Raw genomic sequence first — 11,520 nt, 5'->3', positions numbered from 1 at the left:
CGAGGACCATCCGGCCCCGGTGCCAGCGCGGCACGCTCGGCATGATCTCGACCGTGCCCAGGACGATCAGGCGCTCGGGACCGGTGTGCCGGATCAGGTCGGCGGCGGGCACGTCGTCCGCGTAGACCTCGCGCAACCGGCGCAGCCACTCGGCCGCCGGCACCTGGCGGGCCTGGGCGGCGGTCATCGGCTCCGCGTGGGGAAGGTTGGCGAACCAGCCGGTCCGGCCGTCGGGCTGCAGCCAGTATCCGAGGAAGGCCCGCCTGCCGAAGGCGAACCACAGGTCGTCCGGGTCGGCCGGGACCACGTAGTCCGCCAGGCCGTCGAAGTTCAGCAGCGGAACGTGCCGCGGTCCTGGGGCGCCGGGGTCGATGAGGGTGCGGACCGTGGAGCGGATCCCGTCGGCGCCGATCAGGATGTCCCCGCTCGCGGAGCTGCCGTCGGCGAACCTGGCCGTGACGCCTCCCGGCGTCTCCTCGGCGCCGATGAGGCGCTTGCCGTACACGATCCTGACGCCGTTCGCCGTGGCATGGTCGTGCAGCGGGCCGTAGAGGTCGCTGCGCCACATGGTCTGGCTGGCTTCGAGTCCCTGCAGGCCGGGCAGTTCGCCGAGCCTCCTGCCACGACCGTTCGCCACGACCATGCGCCTGGTCGGCTGTCCGACCTTGCGCACCGTGGCGTCCGCGCCGGTGATCGCCAGCGCGGCGAAGCCGTTCGGCGCGATCGTCAGCACGCTCCCGACTCCCTCGGCGGGGCCGGCGTACGCCTCGTAGACGGTCGCCTCAATGCCCGCTCTGCGCAGCGCCAGCGCCAGCACCGGTCCGGCGATGCCGCCACCGATGACCAGCGCGCTGCCTATCGCCATCGTCGAGCCTCCCGAACGGTTGGGGTGAGCTGTGGCGAAACGGTAAGCGCGGAGGCTAGACGGCCACTGGAGCCTGCTTTCGAGGCAGATACGAGCGCCTCCGGTTAGAACCGGAGAGATCCCGCGGGGAGTCGTAATAGTTGGTGTCGCATAGTTGGTGTTGACTATATAGGGCTGACTAGTGCATCCTGAGTAAGCAACAAAGGGAGTGTGGATGGGACAGTGATGATGCAACGCAAGGTGACCAACCCGCTGGCGTTGGCGGTGCTTGCCGAGCTGATGGTCGAGCCCATGCACCCCTATGAAATCGGACGGCGCCTCAAAGGACACGACACCGACCAGTCCATCAAGTACAACCAGGGCTCGCTCTACATGGTCGTCAAGCAACTGACGAAGGCAGGCTTCATCGCTTCCCAGGAGACAGTGCGTGACACGTTGCGGCCTGAGCGCACCGTCTACGCCCTCACCGAGAAGGGCAGGCACGAGCTGTTCGACTGGCTGAGCGACCTGGTCGCGCAGCCGGTCAATGACTATCCCCAGTTCGGGGTGGCCTTGTCGCTCATGAGCGTCCTGCCGCCCGCCGAGTCGGTCCGGCTGCTCACCCAGCGGCTGGAACGCCTCAACACTCAAGCCGAACAGATCCGTCAGAGCAGGCAGAGCGCCGGCAACGACGGGGTCCTGTGGGTGTTCTTGATCGACGACGACTTCCGGCTCGCCCTGCTGGAAGCCGAGCGTCAGTTCGTCACTGAGCTCATCGAGTCATTCAAGCAGCCGGCCTACATGCGGGCATGGCAGGAAACCTTAGGGAGCCAAGCATGACTTCAGTTCGGAAAGCGCTGATCGTCGGTGGCGGCGTCGCCGGGCCCGCGGCCGCCATGGCCTTACAGAAGGCCGACATTGAAGCGGTGGTCTACGAGGCGTACGCCACCCCGGCCGACGACGTCGGCGTGTTCCTCACCGTCGCCACCAACGGCATCGACGCACTGCGTACGATCGGCTCGGGCAAGGATGTCGTGGCCGCCGGATTCCCCACCCCGAAGATCACCCTGCGTAACAGCGCCGGGAAGAACTTGGGCGGCACCAACACCGGCGCCCGTCTGCCGGACGGCACCACCAGCCACACCATCCGCCGTGCCGACCTCTACCGCATCCTGCAGAGCGAGGCCGTCGGGCGCGGCATCCGCATCGAGGGCGGCAAGCGCCTGGTCGGTGCCGAGCAGACCGCCGACGGCGTGCGGGCGCTCTTCGAGGACGGCACCGAGGCCACCGGCGACATCATCATCGGCGCCGACGGCATCGACTCCACCGTTCGCAAGGTCATCGACCCCAAGGCGCCCGCCCCTCATTACACCGGCCTGATCAACCTCGGCGGCTACGCCGACGGAGTTCCGGTCGACACCGAGTCGTGCAGCTACAGCATGATGTTCGGCAAGCGGGCCTTCTTCGGCTACGCCGTCCTGCCCAGCCGCGAGGTCTGGTGGTACGCGAGCCTCCCGCACCCCAACGAGCCCAAGAAGGGCGAGCTCGACGCCACCGACGGACTGGGCTGGCAGCGCAAGCTGATCAGCTTCTTCGAGCACGACTCCGGCCCCGCGGTCGACCTCATCAAGGCCACCCGTAACCCCGAGAACCTGCGCGCCACGCCCACCCGCTCCGTGCCCAACCTGCCGACCTGGCACAACGACCGCATGGTCATCATCGGGGACGCCGCCCACGCCCCCACCCCCACCTCCGGACAGGGCGCCTCGCTGTCCATCGAGGACGGCGTGGTCCTGGCCCAGTGCCTGCGCGACCTGCCCACCCCGAAGCAGGCGTTCGCCACCTTCGAGAAGCTCCGCCGGCCCCGCGTCGAGAGCATCATCAAGGTCGCCAACAGCATCAACAACAACAAGGCCCCCGGCCCGCTCGGCGCGGCGATCAGGGACGTGTTCACCCCGGTCATCATGAAGCTGACGGCCAACAGCAAGTTCATGATGTCGCAGTACGACTACCACATCGAGTGGGACGAGGTCGTCAGGGCCGCTTAGGCCCAGGAGACATGCCACAACGCCCGGCTGGTCCTCCCAGCCGGGCGTTCGTGTGCGCTTGATCAGCTGACCACGGCCATCAAACCCTTGCGGGCGGGGGTGTAGATGGAGGACGGCATCACGATCGCGGTCAGGATGAGCCCGTCCGCGGCCAGCCAGCGTCCGGAGAAACCGGTCAGCCGGTGCCGGTTCAACAGCGGGCCGGGCACCTGCAGCCGCGCCTCGAACGTGCCGCCGGGACGGATGTCGACCAGCACGTCGTGGAAGCCCAGCCACCGGCGCGCCAAGGGGAACCACGCCTTGTAGACCGACTCCTTGGTACAGAACAGCAACCGGTCCCAGCAGACTTCGGGACGCTGCTCGCGCAGCACGCGGACCATCCGCTCCTCTTGGGGCAGCGCGATCGCCTCGAGGACGCCCAGTGGCAGTTGCTTGTCGGGCTCGGCGTCGATGCCGATGGCGGCCGCCTCGACCTGCGTGGCGACCACCACGCCGCGGTAGCCCTTGCAGTGGGTGACGCTCCCGATGAGCCCCCGAGGCCACAGCGGCTCCCCGCTCTGTCCCGAAAGGATCGGCGTCGGCTGGCGGCCTAGCATCCGGATGGCGCGCCTGGCGCAGATCCGTGCGGTGGTGAACTCCTTGCGCCGTTTGCCCACCGCCTTGCTGATCATCGCCTCCTCCTCCGGGAACAGGCTCCCTTCCAGCTCGTCCTCGGTGGTGTCGGAAGACACGACGTACGGGGGCAGGATGGACTCGATCATGCCGGTTCCTCCGCGGGGAGCACCGATCTGAGCACGGTGCCTGTCCTGGTCCACTGGAGCCATTCGCGCGGGTAGCCGAGGGAGACCTCCTCGAAACGCACCCCGTCGCTCCAGCTGGTTCTCGGAATGTGCAAATGACCGTAGACCGCGACGCTTGCGGCGAAGCGGCGATGCCAGTCATGGGTCCGCTCCGTCCCGCACCACATGGCGAACTCCGGATGGCGCAGCACCAGCGTGGGTTCGCGGATCAGCGGATAGTGGCTGACCAGCACAGTCGGGATGGCGGGGTCACACTCGGCCAGCCTGCGCTCGGTCTGCTCCACCCGGGCACCGCACCACGCGTCCCTGCTCGGATACGGATGGCAGTGGAGATAGAGCTCGTCCGTGCACACAACACCGGCTCCCCTCGCCCAGTCCAGCGCGTCCTGCCGGGAGACCCCGGGCGGCCGGAAGCTGTAGTCGTACAGCAGGAAGAGCGGAGCGATGGTGGCGGGGCCGCCGGGGCCCGTCCAGACGGGGTAGGGGTCCTCCGGGGTGATCACGCCGATGCGCCGGCACATCTCGACGAGGTACTGGTAACGCTCCTCGCCGCGGAGCTGAACGGGGTCGCCGCCGAGCGTCCACAGCTCGTGGTTGCCCGGTGTCCAGACGACCGTGGCGAACCGTCCCTTGAGGAAGGTCAGCCCCCACTCGATGTCCGGGGTGAGCTCGGCGACATCGCCGGCGACCACCAGCCAGTCGTCGTCGGACTGGGGCCGGAGAGACTCCATGACTTGGCGATTCCGGGGATGGGACACATGCAGGTCGCTTATCCCCCAAAGCCGTCCGGGGCTCTTCCTGGCCTTGATCATAATTTCACGATAAGGTCCGCTATTTCCCGTCAAAAGTCCCGCCACCCATGTCTAGGGTCCGCGACCCCTCACCAGGGGGATTAGGGGTTCCGCCCAGAGCCGCCCGTAAGGGAAATAGCCACCCGAAGCCGGGCGAATAGCCGCATGCCTCACCCTGGGCATTGGTAGGGGGCCACAGATTTCGGTCCCAGCGAACATTCGACACCCGAGGAGGGACTGCCATTGAACGGAACTACAAGGGCGGTCCGGCGCTACAGCGCTCCCGCACCGATGTCGCTTCCTGACCGCCGATGGCCGGACAACACCGTCACGTCGGCGCCCCGCTGGCTGTCGACCGACCTGCGCGACGGCAACCAGTCATTGGCCAGCCCCATGGACCCGGCGCGCAAGCGCAAGATGTTCGACCTCCTCGTACGGATGGGCTACAAGGAGATCGAAGTCGGCTTCCCGGTGGCCAGCCAGGACGACCACACGTTCGTCCGTCACCTCATCGAGCACGACCTGATCCCCGACGATGTGCGGATCTCCGTGCTCGTCCAGGCCAGGGACGAACTCATCAGGAGGACGACGGAGAGCCTCGCAGGCGCGCGGCGGGCCACCATCCACCTCTACAACGCCACCTCACCGATGTTCCGACGGCTGGTCTTCGGCATGAGCAGGGATGAGTGCAAGGACCTCGCCGTCCAGGGCACCCGCCTCATGATGAAATATGCGGACAAGGTGCTGAGCGACTGCGACCTCGGCTACGAGTACTCGCCCGAGCTGTTCAACGACACCGAACCGGACTTCGCCCTGGAGGTCTGCGAGGCCGTCATGGACGTCTGGCAGCCGGGCCCCGGCCGGGAGACCATCGTCAACCTGCCCACCACGGTCGAGCGGACGACCCCGAACGTCTTCGCCGACCAGATCGAGTGGTTCAGCCGCAACCTGTCCAGGCGCGAGCACATCTGCCTGTCCATCCACCCGCACAACGACCGCGGCACCGGGGTGGCCTCCGCCGAACTGGCGCTCCTCGCGGGGGCTCAGCGCATCGAGGGCTGCCTGTTCGGCAACGGGGAGCGGGCGGGCAACGTCGACCTGGTCACGCTCGGCATGAACCTGTTCAGCCACGGCATCGACCCTGGCGTGGACTTCTCCGACATCGACAACATCCGCCGCACGGTGGAAGAGTGCAACGGCATGGCCGTGCACCCACGCCATCCCTACGGCGGGGAACTCGTCTACACCGCCTTCTCCGGCTCCCACCAGGACGCCATCAACAAGGGCTTCGACGCGCTCCAGCGCGAGGCCGAGCGGGCCGGCGCGGCCACCCGCGATCTGCCCTGGGCCGTGCCGTATCTCCCGGTCGACCCGGCGGACGTCGGCCGCTCCTACGAGCCCGTGGTACGGATCAACAGCCAGTCGGGCAAGGGCGGCGTCGCCTACGTCATGAGAGCCCATTACGGCGTGCGCCTGCCCCGCCGGCTGCAGATCGAGTTCGCGCGGATCGTCCAGCAGCAGGCGGACGGGGAAGGCACGGAGATCGCTCCGAACCGGATACGAGAACTGTACGAGTGTCTGCCAGGGGGAGATCGGAAATGGACCTGATCGAGCGCGACGAAGCGCTCATTACCTTGGAGGACCTGCTCGCGAACATACTCTCGGGCCGAGGATGTGTCGCCGTGGTCGGCGGCCCCGTCGCCACGGGCAAGAGCAGGCTTCTCGACACGTTCGCTCAAGGGACCGCCCAACGCGGCGCGCTGTCCATCGCCGCGTCGGGCTCCCCCGTGGAGCAGGACCTGCCGCTGGGTGTGCTGGGCCAGCTCATCCACGAGGCGCCGCTGGTGGAGGAGGAACGCGCCAGGGCGATGGCCCTGCTGCGGGAGGGCGCGCAGCGCGACCTCGGCTCCGACCGCCTCGGCCAGCCCCACGCCCAGGTCGTGCACGCGCTCTGCACGGTGCTCATCGAGCTGTCCGAGCGCTACCCCCTCGTGATCGTGGTGGACGACGCCCACTACGCCGACCGGCTGTCCCTGCTCTGCCTGGCGTACCTGTCCCGGCGAGTGCGGCTCGCCCGGATCATGATGGTCCTCAGCTACTCCGACACCGTGTGGGACTCGGGCTCCGGCACCTTCTCGTGCGCGCAGCTGTTCTCCGGGCCCCGCTGCCACACCATCCAGCTGCGCCCGCTCTCTCGCGCGGGCGTTCTGTCCCTGGTCGCCGCGCAGGTGGGGGCGGAGGAGGCCGAGCGGTACGCCGAGGACTGGCACACCTACAGCGCCGGCAACCCGCTGCTGCTGAGGGCTCTGCTGGAGGAGCGTTCCGAGGGCAGGCCCGTTCCCGGCTACAGGTACGGCCAGGCCGTGCTGGAGTGCCTGCACCGCGGCGAGGCCGAGCTGCTCGGCGTGGCGCGCGGGCTGGCCGTGCTCGGCCAGGCCGACTCCCTCGACCGGCTGCTCGGCGTCGAACGTACGCGGCTCGACAACGCGCTCCGCTCCCTGGCCATGTCCGGCGTGCTCGGCTCGGGCCGCTTCCTGCACGAGGCGGCCCGGCTCGCGGTGCTGGCGGAGCTGGATCCGGCGGACCTGATGGACCTGCACCGCCGGGCCGCCCGGCTCTGCCACGACGACGGCGCCCCCACTGAGGTGATCGCCGAGCACCTCCTCCACGCCGGTCCGCTCGATGCCCCCTGGGTTGTTCCCGTGCTCACCGACGCGGCGGCGAACGCCCTGCGGGAAGGGCGTGTCAAGCCCGCCATCGAATACCTGCGGCTGGCCTGGCACACCGCCTGCGACGAACGGGAGCGTACGCGGCTCGCCATCCTGCTCATGCGCGCCGAATGGCGGATCAACCCGGCGGCGCCGGCCAGACGCCTCACCGACCTGTTCGAGACGATGCAGCGAGGCTGGCTCGACGGGAGCGACGCGGTGGTGCTCGCCAAGGCACTGCTCTGGCACGGAAAGATGGACGACGCCAAGGAGGTGTTCGATCACCTGGCCGACTCCGGCGCCGCCCACGGTCCGGAGACGACGATGGAGCTGGCCATCGCCGGCTCGTGGTTGCGCTCCACGTACCCGTCGATGAGTGTCCCGCTGGGCGAGACGCAGCCTCGCACCACCCTGGCCCCGCTGGCGGCCATCCACCGGCTGGAGTCCACTGCCGCCCTCACCGAGGTGATCGTCAACGGGCCGCAGCCCGAGGCCATCGCGGCCGCCGAGCGGATCCTGCGCGTGAGCCACCTCGACGAGATGTCGATGGACACGGTGGAGAGCGCGCTGCTCGCCCTCACCTACGGCGGGCGCGCCGAGCAGGCCGCGCCCATGTGCGAGCTCTTCCTCGAGGAGGCCTCGGCCAGGCAGGCACCGAGCCGGCTGGCCAGGCTCGCCGCCATCCGGGCCGAGATCGCGATCCGTCAGGGCGACCTGCGTACGGCCGTGCACCAGGCGAGCACCGGGCTGAAGCTCATCCCGGCCAGCGGCTGGGGCGTCACGGTCGGCGGTCCGCTCGGAAGTCTCGTCATCGCCCACACCGCGATGGGCCACTATGAGACCGCCCACGACCTGCTCGACCAGCCCATGCTCGACGCCATGTTCGAGACCAGATACGGCCTGCACTACCTCTACGCCAGGGGCCGCTACAGCCTGGCCATCGGCGACGTCGCCTCGGCGCTCGACGATTTCCAGCGCTGCGGTGAGCTGATGGACAAGTGGAACCTGAACGCGCCGGATCTCTTCCCCTGGCGGGCCGACGCCGCCGACGCCCTCCTGCGCCTGGGCAACCCGGAGCAGGCCAGGCTCCTCATCGAGGAGCAGCTGGTCCGCTTCGGCTCTTCGTCGATGCGCATCCAGGGCATCTCGATGCGCCTGTTCGCCGCCACCAGCGAGATGCGTCACCGCCCCAACCTGCTCAGGAGGGCGGTCGACCTGCTGCAGTCCAGCGGCGACGACTACGAGCTGGCCCGGTCACTGTTCGACCTGGCGGAGGCGTACGGCAAGCTCGGTGAGCGCAGGCGTGCCGGAATGATCCTGGTACGGGCTCGGACGGTGGCGAACGAGTGCGGTGCCGCGTTGTTCGACACCGCGCTCCCGGCGGCGGAGGAGGCCGACACCCCGGCGGCGCGGGAGGCCGGCGAGGTGGTGACCGTGCTGAGCGAGGCGGAGCGACGGGTCGCCGCGCTGGCGGCCGCCGGGCACACCAACCGCGAGATCGCGGGCCAGCTGTACCTGACCGTCAGCACCGTCGAGCAGCACCTGACCCGCACCTACCGCAAGCTCAACATCGGCGGCCGGAGCGATCTACCTGCGTCTCTTGCCTTCTAGTGGTCCGGTAGGGGTGCCCCGGCCCGGAACCCGTGTGTTCCTCTGGATTTTGCAGAACCTGACAACAGGTGAGGGGAACGCATGCTGGAGCGGGAAGACACCGGGATCATTGATTCGCCGTTGACCGACTTGCCGCGCGAGACGATGAGCGATCGTGTCACGGAGCTGGCCCTCCTCAAGGAGAACATCAGGAGCGGGCCGGATGCCGAGGCGACGGCGAGACAGCACAGCAAGGGCAAACTGACCGTACGCGAGCGGCTGGAGGTGCTGCTCGACCCCGACTCGTTCGTGGAGGTCGAGGCCTTTCGCCGGCATCGGGCGACCGACTTCGGGATGCAGCACCGGCGCCCGCACACTGATGGTGTGGTGGCGGGCTGGGGACGCGTCCACGGCCGCCGCGTCATGGTTTTCGCCCACGACTTCCGCATGTTCGGCGGGGCACTCGGAGAGGCACACGCAGCCAAGATCCACAAGGTGATGGACCTGGCCGAGGCCGCCGGGGTCCCGCTGATCAGCTTGAACGACGGCGCAGGAGCGCGCATCCAGGAGGGGGTGACGGCGCTCGCCGGTTACGGCGGCATCTTCCAGCGCAATGTGCGCATGTCCGGCGTGATCCCGCAGATCAGCGTGATGCTCGGGCCATGCGCCGGCGGAGCCGCGTACTCCCCCGTGCTCACCGACTTCGTGTTCATGGTCAACGGCATCGCCCAGATGTTCATCACGGGCCCCGATGTCGTGAAGGCGGTGACCGGGGAGGAGATCAGCGCCGACTGCCTCGGCGGCGCGCGCGTGCACGGAACGGTTTCCGGGGTGGCGGGCTTCGTCTATCCCGATGAGGTCTCGTGCCTGGAGGACGTGCGCTTCCTGCTGTCCTTGCTGCCGTCCAACAACCAGGAACTGCCGCCGTCCACCGTCGCCACCGATTCGCCGGACCGGAGCAACGACTGCCTGCTCGATCTCGTCCCCTCCGAGCCGTCGATCCCCTACGACATGTCCGCCGTCATCGAGGAGATCGTCGACGACGGGGAGTTCTTCGAGTTCCACGCCGGCTGGGCGGGCAACCTGATCTGCGGGCTGGCCAGGTTCGACGGCGAGGTGACCGGTATCGTCGCCAACCAGCCGCGTCACCTGGCCGGTGTCCTGGACATCAAGGCCTCGGAGAAGGGCGCCCGCTTCATCCAGCTCTGCGACGCCTTCAACATCCCGCTCGTCAGCCTGGTCGACGTGCCCGGCTTCCTGCCCGGCACCGACCAGGAGCACGGGGGGATCATCCGCCACGGGGCCAAGCTGCTGTACGCGTACTGTGCCGCCACCGTCCCGCGGATCCAGCTGATCCTGCGCAAGGCGTACGGCGGCGCGTACATCGTGATGGACTCCCGCTCCATCGGAGCGGATCTCTCCTTCGCCTGGCCGACGAACGAGATCGCGGTCATGGGCGCGGAGGGCGCGGCGAACGTCATCTTCCGCAGGGAGATCGCCGCGGCGGACGACCCCGCGGCGCAGCGGGCCAAGCGGGTCGACGAGTATCGCAACGTCCTCATGCACCCGTACTACGCCGCCGAGCGCGGTCTCGTGGACGACATCATCGATCCGCGGGAGACCAGGGCGACCCTGATCCGCGCGCTCGCCCTGCTACGTGCCAAGCATTCGGCGGGCCCGCAGCGCAAGCACGGAAACCCGCCTATGTGATGGAACTGCACATCATGTCGGGACAGCCGACGGACGAAGAGATCTGCGCGCTGGTCTGCGCGATCACCGCCCTGAGCACGGCTCAGGCCGCACGGCCTGAGCCGTCTCCCTCCACCAGGCGCCCCCGCCGGGAGTGGTACCGCTATCGCTCGCCCCGTTCCTGGACCACCTGAAAAGGCAGGGCCCAAGGGGAATCCCCTTGGGCCCTGCCTTCGTACATTCAGAAAATCAAAGTGAGCGCGATGCTGTTGGCCACGAGCGCCACCATGGAGAGCGACGTACGCAGCAGGTGCCAGCGCCGCCACACCGGCCGCGGATCCTCCCATCCCGGCGGGACCGCGTCCGGATCGGTCTGGTGCACCCGCTTGTTGATCGGCACGTTGCGCAGGTGCGAGACCAGCGAGACACCGAAAAGGCACACCGTCGCGCAGATGACCAGCGCGCGGGCGACGCCTCCCGGCGCCCAGACGGCCAGGACGATGTCCAGCAGCGTCGTGCCCAGCACGATGAGCGGCATCGTGGGATCCCAGTTCCGGCCGAGCAGCGTGTGCGTGTAGACGTAACGGTCCGGCGGCATCGCCGCCAGCGCCGGCACGGTGCTGACGGCCACGGCGAAGAGCACGCCCGCCACCGTGCCGCTGCCGAGGAGCACCAGCACGGTCAGGACGTTCAGCATGATGATCACCTCCAGACCGCGTCGGCGATCAGATCCGCCTGCCCCGGATCCTGGACGCACGGGAACAGCAGCAGCTCGTCGCAGCCGGCGGCCTCGTAGCCCGCCACGAAGTCACGCAGCTGCTGCGCGTCGGTGATCACGCTCCGCACCGCCATCTCGGCCTTCCACCCCATGAAGGAGTAGTAGTCCAGCAGGTGGTGCGCGGCCTGCTCGGGCCCGTCCGGCCCCAGCGACACGTACGCGATCGCCATGAGGCGAGGCCGATCGGCCCGGCCGGCCGCCTCCCAGGCCTCCCGGACCCGGCCGACCAGCTCGCCATAGCCCGACGCCGAGCTGCCCCCGGCGATCCAGCC

Annotated in this window: 9 protein-coding genes and 2 pseudogenes; 6 read left to right on the top strand and 5 right to left on the bottom strand. The window is 68.7% G+C overall.

Going from position 1 to position 11,520, the window contains the following annotated elements; genetic code table 11:
• On the bottom strand, nucleotides 1–865 hold an 865-nt coding region (locus AB0J09_RS40240), incomplete at its 3' end, for an NAD(P)/FAD-dependent oxidoreductase (RefSeq protein ID WP_360703026.1).
• A gap of 240 nt (nucleotides 866–1,105) precedes the next feature.
• Between AB0J09_RS40240 and AB0J09_RS40235 the strand changes: the two genes are divergently transcribed.
• Together AB0J09_RS40235 and AB0J09_RS40230 are read left to right on the top strand one after the other, a co-directional pair.
• Nucleotides 1,106–1,684 (top strand): PadR family transcriptional regulator, encoded by a 579-nt coding sequence (locus AB0J09_RS40235; protein ID WP_360703024.1) that lies wholly within the window; start codon nucleotides 1,106–1,108, stop codon nucleotides 1,682–1,684.
• Nucleotides 1,681–2,892 carry an FAD-dependent monooxygenase gene (locus AB0J09_RS40230; RefSeq protein ID WP_360703023.1) on the top strand — a complete coding sequence of 404 codons (1,212 nt, stop codon included), beginning with the start codon at nucleotides 1,681–1,683 and terminating at the stop codon, nucleotides 2,890–2,892. The genes AB0J09_RS40235 and AB0J09_RS40230 overlap by 4 nt, the downstream gene beginning before the upstream one ends.
• Nucleotides 2,893–2,954: 62 nt before the next feature.
• On the opposite strand, the gene AB0J09_RS40225 is transcribed toward AB0J09_RS40230, so the two are convergent.
• Both AB0J09_RS40225 and AB0J09_RS40220 read right to left on the bottom strand, forming a co-directional pair.
• The gene (locus AB0J09_RS40225) at nucleotides 2,955–3,653 is read right to left on the bottom strand and encodes a 4'-phosphopantetheinyl transferase superfamily protein (protein WP_360703020.1); all 699 of its coding nucleotides are present in this window, start codon (nucleotides 3,651–3,653) and stop codon (nucleotides 2,955–2,957) included.
• Entirely contained in the window at nucleotides 3,650–4,504 is an 855-nt protein-coding gene (locus AB0J09_RS40220) for a metallophosphoesterase (RefSeq protein WP_360703018.1), read from the bottom strand. The genes AB0J09_RS40225 and AB0J09_RS40220 overlap by 4 nt, the downstream gene beginning before the upstream one ends.
• Before the next feature lie 222 nt (nucleotides 4,505–4,726).
• Between AB0J09_RS40220 and AB0J09_RS40215 the strand changes: the two are divergent.
• The 4 genes and pseudogenes from AB0J09_RS40215 to AB0J09_RS40200 all read left to right on the top strand — a co-directional run.
• Nucleotides 4,727–6,055 (top strand): annotated as a pseudogene (locus AB0J09_RS40215) (2-isopropylmalate synthase); the annotation flags it as partial.
• A 26-nt stretch (nucleotides 6,056–6,081) separates the two neighbouring features.
• Complete coding sequence (locus tag AB0J09_RS40210) at nucleotides 6,082–8,802, top strand: AAA family ATPase (protein ID WP_360703016.1); 2,721 nt, start codon at nucleotides 6,082–6,084, stop codon at nucleotides 8,800–8,802.
• A 144-nt stretch (nucleotides 8,803–8,946) separates the two neighbouring features.
• Nucleotides 8,947–10,491, top strand: coding sequence for an acyl-CoA carboxylase subunit beta (locus AB0J09_RS40205; RefSeq protein ID WP_360703032.1), 1,545 nt, complete (start codon nucleotides 8,947–8,949; stop codon nucleotides 10,489–10,491).
• Entirely contained in the window at nucleotides 10,491–10,664 is a 174-nt protein-coding gene (locus AB0J09_RS40200; RefSeq protein ID WP_360703029.1) for an acyl-CoA carboxylase subunit epsilon, read from the top strand. The genes AB0J09_RS40205 and AB0J09_RS40200 overlap by 1 nt, the downstream gene beginning before the upstream one ends.
• Before the next feature lie 47 nt (nucleotides 10,665–10,711).
• Here the strand turns inward: AB0J09_RS40200 and AB0J09_RS40195 are convergent, their stop codons facing one another.
• Both AB0J09_RS40195 and AB0J09_RS40190 read right to left on the bottom strand, forming a co-directional pair.
• On the bottom strand, nucleotides 10,712–11,167 hold the full coding sequence (locus tag AB0J09_RS40195; protein WP_360703013.1) for a DUF1772 domain-containing protein: 456 nt from the start codon (nucleotides 11,165–11,167) through the stop codon (nucleotides 10,712–10,714).
• A 5-nt stretch (nucleotides 11,168–11,172) separates the two neighbouring features.
• Nucleotides 11,173–11,520: pseudogene (locus tag AB0J09_RS40190) on the bottom strand (LLM class flavin-dependent oxidoreductase); the annotation flags it as partial.

It is taken from the genome of Nonomuraea sp. NPDC049784, assembly GCF_040659615.1.
In the GTDB taxonomy this organism is placed as follows: domain Bacteria; phylum Actinomycetota; class Actinomycetes; order Streptosporangiales; family Streptosporangiaceae; genus Nonomuraea.
This window is presented reverse-complemented; position numbering and strand designations above follow the sequence as displayed.